The organism is Ruminococcus sp. YRD2003, assembly GCA_900109435.1.
GTDB classification, from domain to species: Bacteria; Bacillota; Clostridia; order Oscillospirales; family Ruminococcaceae; genus Ruminococcus; species Ruminococcus flavefaciens_G.
This window is the reverse complement of record FNZT01000003.1, coordinates 525,437-543,148: the sequence shown is the minus strand read 5'-3', so window position 1 is coordinate 543,148 and position 17,712 is coordinate 525,437. Positions and strand designations below refer to the sequence as shown.

Annotated in this window: 17 protein-coding genes; all 17 read left to right on the top strand. The window is 52.6% G+C overall.

What is annotated here, in order from left to right; genetic code table 11:
- Positions 1 to 17: 17 nt before the first annotated feature.
- The 17 genes from BMX22_RS02505 (at position 18) to BMX22_RS02425 (ending at position 17,711) form a co-directional block, all read left to right on the top strand.
- Positions 18 to 1,217, top strand: coding sequence for an acetate/propionate family kinase (locus tag BMX22_RS02505; protein ID WP_074740351.1), 1,200 nt, complete (start codon positions 18 to 20; stop codon positions 1,215 to 1,217).
- A gap of 171 nt (positions 1,218 to 1,388) precedes the next feature.
- Positions 1,389 to 2,579 carry a cysteine desulfurase NifS gene (gene nifS, locus BMX22_RS02500; RefSeq protein ID WP_074740350.1) on the top strand — a complete coding sequence of 397 codons (1,191 nt, stop codon included), beginning with the start codon at positions 1,389 to 1,391 and terminating at the stop codon, positions 2,577 to 2,579.
- 12 nt (positions 2,580 to 2,591) lie between these two features.
- A complete protein-coding gene (nifU, locus tag BMX22_RS02495; RefSeq protein WP_074740349.1) occupies positions 2,592 to 3,008 on the top strand; it encodes a Fe-S cluster assembly scaffold protein NifU in 417 nt (138 codons plus the stop codon).
- A 267-nt stretch (positions 3,009 to 3,275) separates the two neighbouring features.
- A complete protein-coding gene (locus BMX22_RS02490; protein WP_074740348.1) occupies positions 3,276 to 4,463 on the top strand; it encodes an ABC transporter substrate-binding protein in 1,188 nt (395 codons plus the stop codon).
- Complete coding sequence (locus BMX22_RS02485) at positions 4,450 to 5,268, top strand: ABC transporter ATP-binding protein (protein ID WP_074740347.1); 819 nt, start codon at positions 4,450 to 4,452, stop codon at positions 5,266 to 5,268. Before BMX22_RS02490 ends, BMX22_RS02485 begins: the two co-directional genes overlap by 14 nt.
- Complete coding sequence (locus BMX22_RS02480; protein ID WP_074740346.1) at positions 5,265 to 6,185, top strand: ABC transporter permease; 921 nt, start codon at positions 5,265 to 5,267, stop codon at positions 6,183 to 6,185. The genes BMX22_RS02485 and BMX22_RS02480 overlap by 4 nt, the downstream gene beginning before the upstream one ends.
- A gap of 450 nt (positions 6,186 to 6,635) precedes the next feature.
- Entirely contained in the window at positions 6,636 to 7,532 is an 897-nt protein-coding gene (locus BMX22_RS02475; RefSeq protein ID WP_074740345.1) for a class I SAM-dependent methyltransferase, read from the top strand.
- Positions 7,533 to 7,667: 135 nt separating this feature from the next.
- Positions 7,668 to 8,828 (top strand): trans-sulfuration enzyme family protein, encoded by a 1,161-nt coding sequence (locus BMX22_RS02470; protein ID WP_074740344.1) that lies wholly within the window; start codon positions 7,668 to 7,670, stop codon positions 8,826 to 8,828.
- Positions 8,828 to 9,739, top strand: a complete 912-nt coding sequence (locus tag BMX22_RS02465; protein WP_074740343.1) for a PLP-dependent cysteine synthase family protein — start codon at positions 8,828 to 8,830, stop codon at positions 9,737 to 9,739. Before BMX22_RS02470 ends, BMX22_RS02465 begins: the two co-directional genes overlap by 1 nt.
- Before the next feature lie 10 nt (positions 9,740 to 9,749).
- Positions 9,750 to 10,658 carry a LysR family transcriptional regulator gene (locus BMX22_RS02460; RefSeq protein WP_074740342.1) on the top strand — a complete coding sequence of 303 codons (909 nt, stop codon included), beginning with the start codon at positions 9,750 to 9,752 and terminating at the stop codon, positions 10,656 to 10,658.
- 182 nt (positions 10,659 to 10,840) lie between these two features.
- Positions 10,841 to 11,356: a 2-oxoacid:acceptor oxidoreductase family protein gene (locus BMX22_RS02455; RefSeq protein ID WP_074740341.1), complete on the top strand. Its 516-nt coding sequence runs from the start codon at positions 10,841 to 10,843 to the stop codon at positions 11,354 to 11,356.
- Entirely contained in the window at positions 11,353 to 11,646 is a 294-nt protein-coding gene (locus BMX22_RS02450; protein WP_074740340.1) for a 4Fe-4S binding protein, read from the top strand. The genes BMX22_RS02455 and BMX22_RS02450 overlap by 4 nt, the downstream gene beginning before the upstream one ends.
- On the top strand, positions 11,643 to 12,809 hold the full coding sequence (locus tag BMX22_RS02445) for a transketolase C-terminal domain-containing protein (RefSeq protein ID WP_074740339.1): 1,167 nt from the start codon (positions 11,643 to 11,645) through the stop codon (positions 12,807 to 12,809). The genes BMX22_RS02450 and BMX22_RS02445 overlap by 4 nt, the downstream gene beginning before the upstream one ends.
- Positions 12,802 to 13,707, top strand: coding sequence for a thiamine pyrophosphate-dependent enzyme (locus tag BMX22_RS02440; RefSeq protein ID WP_074740338.1), 906 nt, complete (start codon positions 12,802 to 12,804; stop codon positions 13,705 to 13,707). Before BMX22_RS02445 ends, BMX22_RS02440 begins: the two co-directional genes overlap by 8 nt.
- 99 nt (positions 13,708 to 13,806) lie before the next feature.
- On the top strand, positions 13,807 to 15,147 hold the full coding sequence (locus BMX22_RS02435) for a phenylacetate--CoA ligase family protein (RefSeq protein ID WP_074740337.1): 1,341 nt from the start codon (positions 13,807 to 13,809) through the stop codon (positions 15,145 to 15,147).
- A 78-nt stretch (positions 15,148 to 15,225) separates the two neighbouring features.
- Positions 15,226 to 16,392 (top strand): pyridoxal phosphate-dependent aminotransferase, encoded by a 1,167-nt coding sequence (locus BMX22_RS02430; RefSeq protein WP_074740336.1) that lies wholly within the window; start codon positions 15,226 to 15,228, stop codon positions 16,390 to 16,392.
- Positions 16,393 to 16,508: 116 nt separating this feature from the next.
- Positions 16,509 to 17,711, top strand: a complete 1,203-nt coding sequence (locus tag BMX22_RS02425; RefSeq protein ID WP_074740335.1) for a nucleotidyltransferase family protein — start codon at positions 16,509 to 16,511, stop codon at positions 17,709 to 17,711.
- The last annotated feature ends 1 nt before the right edge of the window (position 17,712 follow it).

The window sequence follows — 17,712 nt, the reverse complement described above, 5'->3', positions numbered from 1 at the left end:
TGAAAGGAATCTGCATTATGATAATCTTAGTTGTTAACGCAGGAAGCTCTTCACTCAAGTACCAGCTCATCAATATGGACGATGAGAGCGTACTCGCTAAGGGCAACTGCGACCGTATCGGCATCGACGGTCATATCGCTCACAAGGCTGCTGACGGCAGAACTCTCGACGAGGACTGCGCTTTCCCCACTCATACCGAGGCTTTTATGAAGCTCGTTGAGGCGCTCACAAATAGCGATGCTAAGGTAATCGACAGCATGGACGAGATATCTGCTGTCGGTCACCGTATAGTACAGGGCGCTGACGTGTTCGACAAGTCCGTGCTCGTTACCGACGAGGTCATCGACAAGATAGACGAGCTCCGCGAGCTTGCTCCCGTACACAACCACGCTCACGCTCTCGCGCTCCGTGCCTGCAAGAGCGTTATCCCCGCAAATGTTCCTCAGGTAGTTGTTTTCGATACTGCCTTCCACCAGACGATGCCCCCCAAGGCTTTTATGTTCGGTCTTCCCTACGAGGACTACGAGAATTACCACGTAAGAAAGTACGGCTTCCACGGTACATCTCACCGCTTCGTTTCCAAGGCTCTCGCTAAGGCAATGGGCAAGAACGTTGAGGACCTCAAGATAGTTTCATGCCACCTCGGCAACGGCTCCTCAATCACTGCTGTTGACGGCGGAAAGTCGGTTGATACATCAATGGGCTTCACTCCTCTCGACGGCGTTGTTATGGGTACCCGTACAGGTGCTGTTGACCCCTCCGCTGTTACTTTTGTTGCGGACAAGCACGGTTTCACTCCCTCGGAGATGAGCGAGTACATGAACAAGAAGTCTGGCTTCCTCGGTGTATCGGGCGTCGGCTCCGACAACCGCGATGTTCAGTCTGCTGCAAATGAAGGCAACAAGAGAGCTCAGCTCGTTTCCGATATGCTCGTTTATGAGATAAAGAAGTACATCGGCTCTTACGCTGCTGCTATGAACGGTCTCGACGCTATCCTCTTCACAGGCGGTATCGGCGAGAATTCATGGGAAGTCCGTGAGGGTGTATGCACAGATATGGACTACTTCGGCATCAAGATAGACAAGGAGCTCAACCGCTCCGTAAGAGGCAAGCTCACAAAGCTTTCCACTCCCGATTCAAAGATCGAGGTTTGGATCGTTCCTACAAATGAGGAGCTCCTCATCGCAAGAGATACTCTTGAACTTATCTCCAAGTAAAAATGGTTTTCGGCAGGACATCTGAGGGTGTCCTGCTTTTTTTGTACGAGAAGTGCGGAAGCTGATTTTAGTTTCCTCGGGTTAACAATTCAGCTTTCGCGTTTTTTTTATGGTATAATATACAAAGTTGATAGGAATTATCTATTTAATATGTATTTGGAGGCTCTACCAATGGAGAAAAGATTCATATATGCCGATAATGCGGCTACGACGGCTGTTTCCGAGGAAGTCCTCGCGGCTATGCTGCCGTATTTCCGCGAAGGCTATGGCAACGCTTCGAGCATCTACAAGCTCGGGCGTGATGCTCAGCGTGCTGTCGAGGACGCTCGTGACAAGGTCGCTAAGGCTCTCGGCGCTGACCCGCGCGAGATATTCTTCACAAGCTGCGGCTCTGAGGCTGACAACTGGGCTATCAAGGGCACTGCCGAGCTCATGGCGAAGAAGGGAAAAAAGCACATCATCACGTCCGTATTCGAGCACCACGCTGTGCTCCATACGACACAGTACCTCGAAAAGCAAGGCTTTGAGGTGACTTATGTACCGATAAACGACAAGGGTATCATTGACCCCGAGGACATACGCAAGGCTATCCGTGAGGATACGGCACTCGTGACGATAATGTACGCAAACAATGAGATAGGCACTATCCAGCCGATAGATGAGATAGCCGCGATATGCCGCGAAAAGGGCGTGCTGTTCCATACGGACGCGGTGCAGGCTGTCGGTCATGTCGATATAGATGTCCACAGACAGGGGATAGATATGCTGTCGCTCTCGGGTCACAAGATACACGCACAGAAGGGTATCGGTGTGCTGTATGTCCGCAAGGGGATCGCTCTGCCGAATCTCATACACGGCGGCGGGCAGGAACGCGGCAGACGTGCGGGTACGGAGAATGTTCCTGCTATAGTCGGGCTCGGAGTTGCGATAGAGTCCGCGACCCGCAATATCGCCGAGAAAAATGCGAAGATAACCCCGCTACGCAACAAGCTCATCGACGGCATTCTGAAGCTGCCCTATACCCGTCTCAACGGCGACAGGGACAAGCGCCTCGCGGGAAATCTCAACATCTCTATCGAGGGTATTGAGGGTGAATCACTCCTCCTTATGCTCGATATGAACGGCATATGCGCCTCTTCGGGTTCGGCTTGCACATCGGGCTCGCTCGACCCGTCACACGTCCTGCTCGCGCTCGGACTGAAGCACGAGGTCGCGCACGGTTCTATGAGGCTCTCCATTGAGGAGAATATCACCGAGGCGGATGTGGACTATATCCTCGAGGTCGTTCCCAAGGTCGTCGGGAGACTGCGTGAGATGTCGCCCGTGTGGGAGAAAATGATGAAAGGCGAAAAGTACGAATAAAGGAGATTTATTATGTTATACAGTGAAAAGGTGCTCGACCATTTTTCAAATCCGAGAAATGTCGGTGAGATAGAGGACGCGGACGGCGTCGGCGAGATAGGCAATGCCAAGTGCGGCGACATCATGAAGATGTACCTCAAGATAGACAACGATATAATCACGGACGCCAAGTTCAAGACTTTCGGCTGCGGTGCGGCTGTAGCTACGTCATCTATGGCTACAGAGCTCATCAAGGGCAAGTCCATAGACGATGCTCTCAAGCTCACAAATAAGGCGGTAGTGGAGGCGCTCGACGGGCTTCCCGCCGTGAAGGTACACTGCTCCGTGCTCGCAGAGCAGGCAGTTCGCTCGGCGCTGTCGGACTACTATACCCGTCAGGGTATCGACCCTGTACCGATAGTCGGCGAGATAAAAGAACCCGAGGAATAATAGTCACTGACTACAGTGAGCCGCTGTTTACGACTAGGTAAACAGCGGCTTTTTTTGTATTCGCATATAGCTTGTATCTATATGTGTCGATAATCCTTTCGTATTGGACAAATACCTATGGGTATGGTATGATTAACACATAGAAAAACACAGGAGTGATGATGATGAACAAGCAGAGACAAATCAAATATTCGGAGCGAATGTGATGTATGCTGTCCGTCCGCTGAATAAATAATTATGCTTGATTTAATGAAAGGTTTGATAAAAATGAATAATAAAAAGATATTTGTTGTACTCGCTGCGCTCCCGCTCCTTACGGGATGCGGCGCATTCAATAATTCCGAGTCTGACCAGAGCGACAGTGTTGCTACCTACGCGCAGAGCCCCACGGACGATACCAAGGACTGCTGCGCGGATAAGGAAAAGGACTGCTGCTCAGAGCCCGCCGACTGCTGCGGAGACAGCGCTGAGGCTGCTCTCGGAAAGCTCGAAAAAACTGACATCAACATCGGCTATCTCAACTCTACGGCGCATCTGCTCGCGTTCGTAGCTGCCGAGGAAGGTTACTTCAAGGAGGAGGGGCTCAACGTTGTGCTCACGCAGTTCTCCAGTGCCTCCGAGCTCGTAAACGGTCTTGAATCCGACAAGCTCGATGTTGCGTTCATCGGTTCGGTGCCGACTCTCACATTCGCAAGCCAGGGTCACGAGATTTCCGTTTTCGGTGGAGCGATGACAAACGGTCACGGCTATGTCATCAAGCCTGAATTCACTGACAAGGACGAGGCAGGCGTCGAGGTGCTCAAAGGCAGAAACGTCGCTTCGGTCAAGAACAGCGTTCAGGACGCCGAGCTCCAGATACTTCTCCGTAACGCAGGCATAGAGATAGGCGAGGGTGAGGACAAGGTGAATATCGTCTACTTCGACAGCCAGAAGGACGCTTATGCGGCTCTCCTAAACAAGAACATCGACGCCGCTTCGGCTTACTCGCCTTATACCTCGCTTGCTAAGTCACAGGGCTACAAGGTAGTTTACTACTGCGCTCACGAGGCGGCTCTCGAGAATCAGCCCTGCTGCCGTCAGGTCGCTAAGACTTCGGCGCTCAGCAGCTCACCCAATACATTTACCGCTCTCGAGCGCGCATTCATCAAGGCGTACCACTTCACTCAGACTGACCACGACAAGACTGTAAAGGACGTCAAGAAGTACATCGACATCGAAGAGGATTTCATTGATACTGAAGTTTACGGCGGCTACAGCGTGTCGAGCCCCGACCCTGACAAGAAGGGTACTGCTACGCTCAAGGAGACTATCGTTGAACTCGGATACACTGAGGATTTCGACCTTGAGCCGCACTACAACACGGATATCTACAAGAAGGCACTCGACAGCATTATCGCTGAGGGTTCCGATGACATATACGATTCATTAAAGGAGCATTTTGATGACTACGAATAAGATCGAGATAAAGGATCTCACCGTCAACTATGTCGACAACAAGCGCAGCTTCAACGCCCTGCACGACGTTTCCTTCGGTGTGGGCAGAGGTGAGTTCGTGAGCGTTATCGGCGCGAGCGGCTGCGGCAAGTCGACACTCCTGAGCGTGCTTGAGGGGCTTTATGCCCCTGCGGGCGGTTCGGTACAGATAGACGGCAGAGAGCTGCATGGTACGGGTTCCGAGCGGGGAGTGGTATTCCAGCACTACTCGCTGTTCCCGTGGATGACAACGAAGAAAAATATCGAATTCGGTATCAAGCAGACACGCCACGGTCTGAAGCGCAGCGAGCGTGCTAAGATAGCCGACGAATTCCTTACAAAGGTGGGACTTGCGGACTCGGGGAGCAAGTATCCCTCGCAGCTTTCTGGCGGTATGCAGCAGCGCGCCGCTATCGCAAGGGCTCTCGCAATGGATACGGAGATACTCCTCATGGACGAACCGTTCAGTGCTATTGACCCGAAGAACCGCGTTATCCTTCAGGAACTCCTTCTCTCACTTTGGGAGGGGGACGGCTCTGAGGAGCGCAAGACCGTCGTTTTCGTAACTCACGATATAGACGAGGCTATTCTCCTTTCTGATAAGATAGTTGTACTGACTGCTCACCCGGGTACTGTGAATGAGGTAGTAAATGTCCCGTTCGAGCGTCCTCGCAGCCGTGCTGACCTCGTCAGGACGGAGGAGTACGGAAGATTCCGCAACAAGCTCCTCTCCCTGCTGAATACTGATATTGCTGAGCGTATCGGCGGAGATGAGGTGGTACTATGACTTTCGGGAAACGCTACCTCCGCGTGACGCACCTGCTGTTCATAGCTCTGATGCTGATACAGCTGATGCCTGATAAATCCACAAAGGACGTGTTCACAGGCTCGCTTGTCGCTTTCGCGGTCGTAGCTGAAGTGATCGTTCTCGCTGCTTCCTCCTTCATAAAAAAGGAGGAGGGGATAAAGCTCATTGCTGACATCTCAGGCTTTATTTTTGTTCTGCTCGGTGTGTGGTCGCTCGCTACGGCGAAGTTCAATATCCTTAACGATCTGCTCTTCCCCGCTCCTGGCAAGGTAATACACCAGTTCGTTGAGGACAAGGAGCAGATATTCATAAATATCGAGAGCTCTCTCGGTACTACGATAAAGGGCTTCCTCATCGCGGTCATCGCGGCTGTCCCGCTCGGACTTTTCATAGGTTGGAGCGCAAGGATAGGCAGTGCCGCTACTTACATAACCAAGTTTTTCAGCTCGATACCTCCGATAGTTTATATCCCCTACGGTATCGCTCTTCTACCGACTTTCAAGTCGGTATCGGTTTTCGTTATTTTCCTCGCTACGTTCTGGCCCGTATTTGCAGGCACGATGAGCGGCGTGCTCGGCGTAGACAAGAAAATAATTGATTCCGCCAAAGTGCTCAACGTCAGCAAACCTGAAATGCTGTTCAGAGTTATCCTGCCCGCTTCCTTGCAGCAGATATTCCTCGGCTGCAATCAGGGACTCAGCGTTTCGTTCATTCTCCTCACATCTGCGGAGATGATAGGCGCCCGCGACGGAATGGGCTACTATGTAAAATACTACTCCGACTTCGGTGACTATACACGCACTATTACAGGACTTCTCGTCATTGGCTTTGTTGTCATCGCCGTGACTTTCCTGTTCAACAAATTGCAGTCACATCTGCTGAGGTGGAAGAGATAGCGCGGGTGCCTTACAAGTTTAAACGGAGGTCAACAATGGTACAAATATATAAGCGAAGCCAAAGAACGTAATATCGCTCTTTGGCTTTTTTGCTTTTTCAGGGGACAGATTCCTCGGCTTTTTTGCGGCTTTTGCCTATTTTTACAAACTCTATCTTCTTTATAGGAGATTTCTATAACTATTGCTGAATATAGCTGTAGGCTATTGACATTTCAATAGGGAAATGCTATAATACATACAGTTCCGATAGGAATACAGTGATTAAGAAAGGAAGTGCTGAACATGAGAGCTGATTTCATATGTTGTTGTATGTGCAATATGAAGATGATACGTGTTCTGCGTGCTTGTGCTCAGCGATGTTGCGACTTCTCTTAAACGTCACCGAGTTATCTTTCATGCGTGGAGCGCGTTGCCGTTCTGCGCATTTTTTTATGGAAGGAATCAGTTTCTATGGTCAATGAAAGAGAAAGCGTAACAGCTAAGATATGCGCCTATGTGAGAGCATGGCATTCAAACAGGTCGCGCGAGAAGATATTCGACGACTACCTTGCTTACGACTTTATGGGCAAGGAGGAATACGACAGCATTTACGAGCTCATAAGCAGCGGACTTGACGGCTCGGAGCAGCTCTCCCGCGAGGAGACAGAGCTGATGATAAATGAGTATTTTGCTCCGATACCGCTCTCGCGAATACACTTCAACGAGGTAAGGCTCGCGGATTTCGCAGCCGAAAACGGGAAGATACAGTACGTCATCTGCGGCGCAGGCTCGGACACATTCTCGTTTCGCAACACAAATGACGATATCGAGGTCTTTGAGATAGACCACCCCGATACCCAGCGATACAAGCTCGAAAAGATTCGCGAGCTTGAGTGGAATATCCGCGGAAATGTACATTTCGTCCCTGTTGACTTCGAGAAGGAGCGAATGTGCGACAAATTGCTCGCGGCGGGATTTGACCCGACAAAAAAGACATTTTTCAGCATTCTCGGAGTGTCGTATTACCTAACCCTCGACGTGTTCACCGATACGCTGCGGCAGATGGCTGAACTCTCGTCGCTCGGGAGCAGGGTGGTGTTCGATTACCCGATAAAGACAGGCGATTTCCCGCAGAGGGTTGCCCGCCTCGCAAGTATAACCGAGCAGCTCGGTGAGGTGATGCGCGGTGGCTTCGATTACAACGAGGTTTCGCGTGCGCTGTACTCGCTCGGCTTCCAGATAGATACCTATATGCCGCCCGAAAAGGTCCAGAGAGAGTATTTCAGCGGCAGAGCCGACGGCATGAGAGCATTTGAAAATGTGAGCCTTATTTCGGCTTCATACACCGCAGGCTATGATTACGAATAAAGAGCTCAGAACTCAGATGTAGGGGCGCATTCCGTGCGCCCGCAATAACCCCAAAACGAACGGGCGAGCGGAACTCGCCCCTACAGAAACAACCTGTAGGGGACGGCGTCCCACAATAGACAAAGGAGAATTAATATGAGTAACTATACAAACACAGAAACAGCACTTATACACGGCGGAATTTCCATCGACGAGCGCACCGGCGCTGTGAATATCCCTATATATCAGACCTCTACCTACAAGCAGGACGGGTTCGGGAAAATGCGCGGATATGAATATTCCCGCACAGGCAATCCCACTCGCGAGGCTCTTGAAGCTCTTATCAGGGACTTGGACGGAGGTTATGCGGGCTTTGCGTTCGGGTCGGGCATGGCAGCTCTCACAGCGGTGCTCAGTCTCCTCCACAGCGGCGACCGCGTCCTCATATCGAGCAATGTTTACGGCGGAACGTTCCGCCTGCTGAGTAAAGTCTTCGACCACTTTGGCTTTACCTACACCATTGCCGACACGACCGACACTGCTGTCTACGAGTCGCAGATAACTGACGACGTGAAGGCTGTCATAATCGAGAGTCCCGCTAATCCGCTGATGACAGTCACGGATATAAAGGCTGTCGCGGAGGTCTCGCACAAGCACGGTTTGCTCGTGATAGTGGATAACACGTTCATGACCCCTTATTTGCAGAAGCCCCTCGGGCTCGGTGCGGATATCGTCGTTTACAGCGCCACCAAGTACCTCGGCGGTCACAGCGACGTCGTTGCGGGGCTGGCTGTTGTCAGCACAAAGGAGCTCGCGGAGCAGATAGCTTTTATTCAGAATTCGACGGGCGGAGTTCTCGGTCCTTTCGATTCGTTTCTGCTTATCCGCGGTATCAAGACGCTCGCGGTGCGCATGGACAGGCACGTTGAGAATGCGGAAAGAGCTGCGGAGTTCCTTGCCGCGAATAAGGCTGTCAGGAAAGTTTACTACCCCGGGCTCGAAAGCAGTCAGGGCTATGAGGTCAATCGCAGACAGGCTAAGAACGGCGGTGCGATGATCTCCTTCGAGCTCCGCGAGAACTATGATATCCGTCGTTTCTTCGAGAGTCTGGAGCTTGTCTCGCTCGCGGAGAGCCTCGGCGGCGTGGAGTCCCTCGTATGCCACCCGGCAACTATGACTCATGCGTCCATCCCCGCTGATATCCGCAAAAAGGTCGGCATCACGGACGGACTTATCCGCCTGTCGGTGGGCATTGAGAGCATTGACGACATACTCGCAGACATCGCGCAGGCTATTGAGAAAGCGGAGGTAAAGTGATGAACTACTATGATTCGATGCAGGCTCTTATCGGCAATACTCCGCTGGTAAGGCTCGGAAATATCGTTCGGTACGAGGGGGTGAACGTGTTCGCGAAGCTCGAGCTCTGGAACCCGTCGGGAAGCGTCAAAGACCGCACAGGTCTGTATATGCTCAACGACGCCGAGAAGCGCGGCGTACTGAAAAATGGCGGCACTATCGTCGAGGCTACCGCTGGCAATACTGGACTTGGCATTGCTTTTGCGGCGCTCAACCGCGGCTACCGTATCATATTTGTCGTGCCGACCAAGTTCTCGGCGGAGAAGCAGTCTCTTCTGCGTGCCCTCGGTGCGGAGGTAGTGAACACTCCCCGCGAGCAGGGAATGCTCGGAGCTGTCGCAAAGGCTGAGGAGATAAAGGCGCAGATACCCGATTCTGTCTCGCTGGAGCAGTTCAAGAACCAGAGCAACCCCCTTGCTCACTACGAGACCACGGGACGCGAGATATATGAAGCTCTCGACGGCCATATCGACTACGTGGTCGCGGGGGCTGGCAGCGGCGGCACTTACACGGGCATACTCCGCTATATCAAGGAGCGTGTACCCACGGCAAAGGGCATTCTCGCAGACCCTGTCGGCTCGACTATGGGCGGCGGCGAGCACTCCGACTACAATATCGAGGGCATTGGCAACGACTTCATCGCAGAGACAATGGATATGTCCCTCGTGGACGGCGTTATAAAAATGAACGATGATGAGGCTTTCAACACTGCTCGGCTGCTCGCCAAGACTGAGGGCATTATCGCGGGTTCGTCCTCGGGAGCGGCTATGGCAGCGGTGCTCAAGCTCATCGAGAGCGGTGCAAAGGGCAACATCGTGACGGTCTTCCCCGACCGCGGAGACCGCTATTTCAGTACAGGACTTTACGATTGAGAGGTATCCTATGACACTACAGCAGCTAAAATACATACTCGCTATCTCTGAGACAAGCTCGATGAACAAAGCAGCCGAGCAGCTCTACGTCTCCCAGCCTTCGCTGTCAGCGTCAGTGCAGGAGCTCGAACGCGAGATAGGTATCAAGATATTCAACCGCAGCGGACGAGGTGTAACGCTCACTAACGACGGCGCCGAGTTCTTGCAGTATGCACGTCAGGTTGTCGGACAGTTTGATGTTCTTGCGGAGAAATACATCGGTAAAGGAAATGTCAAGAAAAAGTTTGGCGTGTCCACGCAGCACTATTCGTTTGCGGTCAAGGCTTTCGTGGAGATGGTCAAGAAGTTCGACACTTCCGAGTATGAGTTCGCAGTCCGTGAGACAAAAACGGGTGAGGTCATCAGCGACGTGGCTACGCTCCGCAGTGAGATAGGCATAATCTACCTCAATGACTTCAACCGCAAGTCAATAACGAAGCTGCTGCACTCGAACGGACTGGAGTTCCACTCCCTGACGAAGTGCAGACCTTATGTGTATCTCTGGAAAGGACACCCGCTCGCAAAGGAAAAGAAGATATCCTTCGCGCAGCTTGCGGACTACCCCTGCCTCTCCTTCGAGCAGGGCGACAACAGTACCTTCTACCTCGCGGAGGAACTGCTCAGCACAGCCGAATATCAGCGCACTATCAAAGCCAATGACCGCGCGACCATGCTCAATCTGATGATAGGTCTGAACGGCTATACGCTGTGCTCGGGCATAATCTGCGAGGAGCTCAACGGTTCGGACTACATCGCTGTGCCGTTTGACGATGACTCCGATGAGATAATGGAGATCGGCTATATTACGCTGAAAAATGTCATTCTCAGCGAAATGGCTGAAATCTACATCAAAGAGATCAAGGCGTACCTTAACATATAGTCTGCGCCTATAACTTACCATAAAACTATGGTATTGGACACGCGCGGCAAGCGGGGGTATAATTAATGTGTCCCCAATAACCGCTTTAGGCTGTTATTGCACCGAATTTCGTTCGGGGAGCTAACATGGGGGATTTGCGCGTCACATTAATTGACCTATACCAAATAACAAGGAGAACCGATATGATAGAGATACTTTGGCTCGGACGAGGCGGACAGGGAGCATTCACCGCCGCCAAACTCCTCGGAGCTGCATATACCATAGGCGCAGACGAAAAATACGCGCTTGCCTTTCCCTCCTTCGGTCCTGAGCGCCGCGGAGCTCCCGTGCGCGCTTTCACTAAGCTCGATTCCAAGCCTGTAGTTGACAGGAGCCAGACCGAAAAAGCCGACTACATCGTCATACTCGACGACACGCTCTACAGCCCGAATCTTCGCAGCCTGCTCAGAGAGGGCGGACGTATCGTCGTCAACTCAAAGTCCGCGATAGACGGTGCGCTCACCTTCAACGCCGAGGGTATCGCCGCGGAGCACAAGCTGCCTACGGTAAATACCGTAATGCTCGGACTTCTCGTCGGCTTGTCGGGAGCAGTAAGCGCTGACAACGCCGCCGATGCTATAAAGGGCTATATGCCTACGAAAATACAGGAGCGCAACATCGCTGCGCTTCGCAGAGCCGCGCAGGAGGTGTCGGAATGAGACCGCATATCAGAGAGAAAAAGAGCTTCACATTCACGGAAGTTCCCGAGAATACGTCATTTGAGGCGGGCTACCTCACGACCGTCAACAGCGGTTGGCGCAGTATCCGTCCCGTGATCGACACCGCAAAGTGCGTGGGCTGCGAGCAGTGCTACCTATACTGTCCCGATGGCGTCATAGCGATAAAGGACGGCAAGGCGGTCATTGACTACGACTTCTGCAAGGGCTGCGGAATATGTGCGAAAATATGTAAAATAGGCGCAATCGGAATGGAGGCGGAACGCAAATGAAGAAGTTTTTGTCAGGCAATGAGGCATTTGCCGAGGGCATACGCCTCGCGCGTCCGCAGGTCATTTCGGCTTACCCGATAACCCCACAGACCATTGTCGTTGAGCGGCTCTCCGAGATGGTCGAGGACGGCAGCCTCACCGCAGAATATGTACACGTTGAGTCCGAGCACTCCGCGCTCTCATGCGCAATCGGAGCAAGTGCCGCAGGTGCGAGAGCCTTTACGGCGACCTCGTCACAGGGGCTCCTCTACATGGCGGAATGTCTTTATTATGCCGCGGGCGGACGCTTCCCAATTGTTATGATGAACGCTGACCGCTCCACCGCCCTCCCGTGGAATATCTACGGCGACCAGCGCGACAGCCTATCACAGCTCGACAGCGGGTGGATACAGGCTTACGCCGAGAACGCGCAGGAGGCTCTCGACCTCGCGCTGATGAGCTACAGGATAGCCGAGGATAAGCGCGTATCCACGCCTTATATGGCGAATCTGGACGGTTTCGTGCTCACACATACATATGAGACAGTGGATATCCCCACGCGCGAGCAGGCTGACAGCTTCCTGCCGCCCTATGAGACCGACAACCGCATAGACTTCGAGAACCCGCGCAATATGGCTTTTTCGGCGGGACCCGATACCAACTACATCTTCAAGTACAAGGAGCAAGAAGGTGTACTCGCGGCTCGGAAGGTCATATCCGAGACCGAGGCTGCTTTTGCCAGGACATTCGGCAGGCAGTACACAGGTCTGACTGAGAATTACCTCACCGACGACGTCGACTACATCATCGTAACGCTTGGCAGTATTGCGGGTCTCTGCCGCGAGACTGCTGATAAGCTCCGCGGACAGGGCGTAAAGGCGGGTGTTGTCCGCATACGCTACATGAGACCTTTCCCGAATGATGAAATTGCCGATGTACTGCGGAATGCCAAGGCATACGCAGTCCTCGAAAAGGACATCAGCTTCGGCAACGAGGGCACTGTTTTCACGAACGTAAACTCTGCTCTGAAAAAGGCGGGCGCTGCTGTAAATGGCAGTAATTACATTGGCGGTCTCGGCGGACGCAATATCTCTGCTGCGGACATCGAGAACATATACACAGACATCGCAAACGGCGCTACAGGCGTCAATTTCATCGGCATAGGGGGCGAGGACAATGTCTAATAAGGTCGCTGACAGCATCTCCCGCGAGGAGTTTTTCTACGGGCACAAAGCTTGTGCGGGCTGCGGCGGAAGTCTTGCAGTAAGAGCTGCACTGAAGGTCCTCGGACAGAACGCTGTATCCGTACTCCCTGCAGGCTGTATGTCGGCAGTCGGGTTTAATTTTCCGCAGCTTTGCTTTTCAAATAATTCGATAATCTCGACCTTTGCAGGAACTGCTTCCATGCTTACAGGAGTTGAGGCAGGTCTCCGCGCAAAGGGCTATAAGGACTTCACGGCTGTCGGCTTTGCGGGCGACGGCGGTACCGCAGACATAGGTATACAGGCTCTTTCGGGCGCTATCGACCGAAACGACAACATCATCTATATCTGCTATGATAACGAAGCATATATGAATACAGGCATACAGAAGAGCGGTCTTACGCCGTTCGGAGCCAAGACGACCACAACTCCCGCAGGAGCAAATATCCACGGAAATATTCGCCCGAAAAAGAATATGTTCGAGATAGCAGCTGCGCATGATATTCCCTATGCCGCTACTGCGAGCGTGGGATATATCGCGGACTTCATCGCAAAGGTGCAGAAAGCGTCACAGATAAAAGGTACTAAGTATATCCATGTGATAGCGCCGTGTCCGACGGGCTGGGGGATCGCTCCCGATGAGACCGTGAACATCGCCCGCGAGGTCGTGGACTGCGGACTGTGGTATCTCGCGGAGTATGAAAATGGCGAATTTACGCTGAATCACAAGCCCAAGGAGTTCACGGATGTGGAGAGCTATCTGAAAAAGCAGGGACGTTTCAAGCATCTTTCGGATGAGGATATACGTATAATAAACGAGTCGCGCGACCGTAAGTGGGAGCATATTAACAAGACCTTCGGTTATAAGAACAGCCTATAACCTATCATAGAACTATGGTATTGGACAAATGCAGTTATCAGTTGTATAATATAAACATACCAAACAGATATACTAAATATGAATATGGAGGATAAAACAATGAGCAGAGATATCAACAGTAAATTCTGGGACGAGGAGCTTGAAACGCTCCCTCGTGAAGAACTCGAAAAGAGACAGCTTGAGGACCTGAAGGAAATCGTCAAGTTCGCTTACGACAACGCTCCCTACTATAAGCGTTCGTTCGACGAGGCAGGCGTTAAGCCCGAGGATATCAAGACCCTCAAGGACATCGAGAAGTTCCCGTTCATCAACAAGAAAACTCAGCGTGACACTCAGGGCGTAGGCTCGTTCCTCGGTGAGCTCGCAGCCGTTCCCGAGGAAGATGTAGTGTTCATCTCTACTTCGTCGGGTTCGACAGGTGTTCCCACGATGAGCCCCTTCACCAAGAAGGACTTCGACGAGTTTCAGGACACCGAGAGCCGCTGGTTCTGGCAGATAGGAATGAGACCGAACGACCGCTACGTTCACGCTCTTAACTTCTCACTCTATGTCGGAGGTCCCGACGTAATAGGCGCGCAGAACCTCGGAGCATTATGTATCTGGGGCGGTACTCTCCCGAGCGAGAGACTTCTCTTCATACTCAAGACCTATAAGCCCACTATCATCTGGACTTCCCCGTCATACGCATGGCAGCTCGGTGAGAAGGCTCTCAAGGCAGGTTACGACCCGAAGAAGGACTTCAACATCAAGAAGATAATCGTTGCAGGCGAGCTCGGCGGCTCTATAGACGCTACACGCAAGGCTATCGAGGAGATCTGGGGAGCTGAGGTCTTTGACTTCTACGGTCTCTCCGATATATTCGGTGCGTGCGCTGCACAGTGCGAATACCACGACGGTCTCCACATCGCCGAGAACCATATCCTCGTCGAGACAGTCGACATACATACGGGAGAAGTCCTCGAGCCCGGTCAGACAGGTGAGCTCGTGTTCACGACTCTCCGCAAGCACGCTCGTCCGCTCATCAGATTCAAAACAGGCGATATCGGCCGTATTGACACTACAAAGTGCCGCTGCGGACGTACTCACGGCAGGATTAGCATCCTCGGCAGAAAGGACGATATGTTCATCGTTTCCGCTGTTAATGTTTTCCCGAGCGATATCGAGGCTGTTATCCGCGAGCAGAGCGACCTCACGGGCGAGTACCTTATCCGCATTTTCGAGAAGGACTTCACAAGCAAGTACGCTGTTGAGGTCGAGAAGGCAGCAGGAGTTGCAAAGGACGACGCGACTGTAGCTGCTGAGGTCTCCGCAGCTCTCAAGGCTCGTATCGGCGTTAAGCCCGATAAGGTCATTGTTCATCCCGACGGCGGTCTTAACACCCGCTCCGAGCACAAGTCAAAACGCGTTATCGACGAGAGAAATATTGACTACAATATCTAAAAATGGTATAATTTAAAAAGCGTAGGGGCGGATATTATCCGCCCGCTTCGTTTAATTATGATAGTAAGGAGAAAAAATATGCCGCAGCTTTCCAACCGCACAGCTACCTTTACCGATTCCGTCATACGCCGTATGACGCGTATTTCCAATAAATACGGCGCTGTCAACCTCTCGCAGGGGTTCCCCGATTTCGAGCCTCCGAGAGAGATTCTCGACCGTCTCGCAGAAGTCACACGCGAGGACTTCCACCAGTATTCCATAACGTGGGGAGCTCAGAACTTCCGCGAAGCGCTCGCCGAGAAGCAGTCCCGCCTTATGGGGCGCAGCATCGACCCAAACAGTGAGATAGTCGTCACCTGCGGCAGCACAGAGGCTATGATGGCGGCAATGATGTCAGTCACCAATCCCGGGGACAAGGTGGTGGTCTTCTCGCCGTTTTACGAGAACTACGGCGCTGATACGATACTTTCGGGCGCCGAGCCGATATACGTGCCGCTGAATCCGCCCGAATTCAGCTTTGACGCCGACGTGCTCGAAGCTGCCTTCAAGCAGCATCCAAAGGCGCTGATACTCTGCAACCCTTCCAATCCCTGCGGAAAGGTCTTCACGCGTGAGGAACTGCTGATAATCGCCGACCTCGCAAAAAAATATGACACCTTTGTCATCACCGATGAGGTCTATGAGCATATCGTCTATGCTCCGTATGAGCACGTGTACTTCGCGAGCCTTCCCGATATGTGGGAGCGGACTATCTCATGCTCGTCGCTGTCCAAGACATACTCGATAACAGGGTGGAGACTCGGCTACGTCATTGCTCCGCCGCACATCATCGACACCGTCAAAAAGGTACACGACTTCCTCACCGTAGGAGCCGCCGCTCCCTTGCAGGAGGCAGCAGTCACAGGGCTGCGATTCGGCGATGATTACTACAAGTGGCTGCAAGACAAGTATACCGAGAAGCGTGACCTCTTCCTGCGCGGACTCGACAGCATAGGCATCCGGCATACCGTTCCGCAGGGAGCGTATTACATACTCCTTGACATATCGGAGTTCGGATATGCGAGCGACCTCGACTTCTGCGAGAAGCTCGCTGAGTACGTCGGAGTGGGAGCAGTCCCCGGTTCGAGCTTCTTCAAGGAGCCCGAGAACCGCTATATCCGCTTCCACTATGCGAAAAAGAATGAGACTCTCGAGAATGCCCTCGACCGTCTCGGCGATATCAGAAAGAAAATGCCGAAGCCGTAAGCACCTTTGCCCTCTGTTCCGAAGAACGGAGGGCTTTGCTTATCTGCGCGGACTCTTGACAAATATACATTTTTATTGCATAATAAGTATTATAATATTATTATGCGAGGTGTTTTATGAAGGTAAGCGGTCTTATCTGCGAGTACAACCCGTTCCACAACGGGCATCTGTACCATATCAGCGAAACCCGTAAAAACGGCGCTACTCACATCGTCTCCGTAATGAGCGGAAGCTTTGTACAGCGGGGCGATGTTGCTGTAATGGATAAGCTTGCCCGCGCTCGGCTCGCGGTGAAGTCGGGAGTTGACCTCGTCATAGAGCTGCCCGTGCAGTTCAGCCTCTCTTCCGCGGAGAACTTTGCCGCGGGGGCTGTATGGCTGCTGAACTGTCTCGGAACTGTGGACGAACTGTCATTCGGGAGCGAGTGCGGCGATATCGGGATGCTCAGGCAGGCGCTCGACAGGGTCGATGAGATAGCAGAGACGAGAAAGCCTGATATAAACGATATAATGGAAAAGGGTTATACATACCCGCGGGCACTGACCTCGGTGCTCAACGGCGTTTACCCGTCTGCGGCTGCGATAGTCTCAGAGCCGAATAATACTCTCGCTATCGAGTACCTTCGAGCGCTGAAGAGCTTCCACTCGAAGATGGTGCCGTTCACGGTGAAGCGGGAGGGCGCATCACATGACAGCGGTGCGGCAGAGGGCTGCTACGCGAGCGCTTCCTACATTCGCGAGAAGATACTCGGGGGAGCAGATATTTCCGAGCTCGCGGAGATCATGCCCGAGCTGTGGGCAAAGGCGGTCGGAGAGGCTGCCGAAAATGGCGGTATCGCACGGCTCGAAAGGCTCGAGCGTGTGATGCTCTACAAGCTGAGAATGGCTTCGCCGGAGGAGATAGCGCAGATAAGTGACATAGCGCAAGGACTCGAAAACAGGATATACGGCGCAAGAATGGCAGGCTCGCTCGATGAGCTGCTCTGCTCCGTAAAGACAAAAAGATATACGATGGCTCGTATCAAGCGTATACTGCTCTCGCTGCTGATAGGGATAACACGCGAGGATATGACGCATATGCCGCCTTACGGCAGGATACTTGCCTTCAATGACAGGGGAAGAGAGATACTTGCGGCAGCAAAGGGAAAGGCTGTGATCCCGTACGGTTCGTCACTCGCAAAGCTTTCACAGACTAACAGAGTGACGAGACGATTCGCCGAGCTTGAGGGAAGGGCTTCGGACATCTATGGTCTCGCACTCGATAACGTTACCTCCGCTGCTGATGACTACAGGGCGAAGATAGCGATAGACCTGGAGTAAC

Excerpts from the sequence above, each read along its gene's own strand:
- BMX22_RS02505 (WP_074740351.1), top strand. The coding sequence starts at position 18 with ATGATAATCTTAGTTGTTAACGCAGGAAGCTCTTCACTCAAGTACCAG.
- nifS (WP_074740350.1), top strand. The coding sequence starts at position 1,389 with ATGGAGAAAAGATTCATATATGCCGATAATGCGGCTACGACGGCTGTT.
- nifU (WP_074740349.1), top strand. The coding sequence starts at position 2,592 with ATGTTATACAGTGAAAAGGTGCTCGACCATTTTTCAAATCCGAGAAAT.
- BMX22_RS02490 (WP_074740348.1), top strand. The coding sequence starts at position 3,276 with ATGAATAATAAAAAGATATTTGTTGTACTCGCTGCGCTCCCGCTCCTT.
- BMX22_RS02485 (WP_074740347.1), top strand. The coding sequence starts at position 4,450 with ATGACTACGAATAAGATCGAGATAAAGGATCTCACCGTCAACTATGTC.
- BMX22_RS02480 (WP_074740346.1), top strand. The coding sequence starts at position 5,265 with ATGACTTTCGGGAAACGCTACCTCCGCGTGACGCACCTGCTGTTCATA.
- BMX22_RS02475 (WP_074740345.1), top strand. The coding sequence starts at position 6,636 with ATGGTCAATGAAAGAGAAAGCGTAACAGCTAAGATATGCGCCTATGTG.
- BMX22_RS02470 (WP_074740344.1), top strand. The coding sequence starts at position 7,668 with ATGAGTAACTATACAAACACAGAAACAGCACTTATACACGGCGGAATT.
- BMX22_RS02465 (WP_074740343.1), top strand. The coding sequence starts at position 8,828 with ATGAACTACTATGATTCGATGCAGGCTCTTATCGGCAATACTCCGCTG.
- BMX22_RS02460 (WP_074740342.1), top strand. The coding sequence starts at position 9,750 with ATGACACTACAGCAGCTAAAATACATACTCGCTATCTCTGAGACAAGC.
- BMX22_RS02455 (WP_074740341.1), top strand. The coding sequence starts at position 10,841 with ATGATAGAGATACTTTGGCTCGGACGAGGCGGACAGGGAGCATTCACC.
- BMX22_RS02450 (WP_074740340.1), top strand. The coding sequence starts at position 11,353 with ATGAGACCGCATATCAGAGAGAAAAAGAGCTTCACATTCACGGAAGTT.
- BMX22_RS02445 (WP_074740339.1), top strand. The coding sequence starts at position 11,643 with ATGAAGAAGTTTTTGTCAGGCAATGAGGCATTTGCCGAGGGCATACGC.
- BMX22_RS02440 (WP_074740338.1), top strand. The coding sequence starts at position 12,802 with ATGTCTAATAAGGTCGCTGACAGCATCTCCCGCGAGGAGTTTTTCTAC.
- BMX22_RS02435 (WP_074740337.1), top strand. The coding sequence starts at position 13,807 with ATGAGCAGAGATATCAACAGTAAATTCTGGGACGAGGAGCTTGAAACG.
- BMX22_RS02430 (WP_074740336.1), top strand. The coding sequence starts at position 15,226 with ATGCCGCAGCTTTCCAACCGCACAGCTACCTTTACCGATTCCGTCATA.
- BMX22_RS02425 (WP_074740335.1), top strand. The coding sequence starts at position 16,509 with ATGAAGGTAAGCGGTCTTATCTGCGAGTACAACCCGTTCCACAACGGG.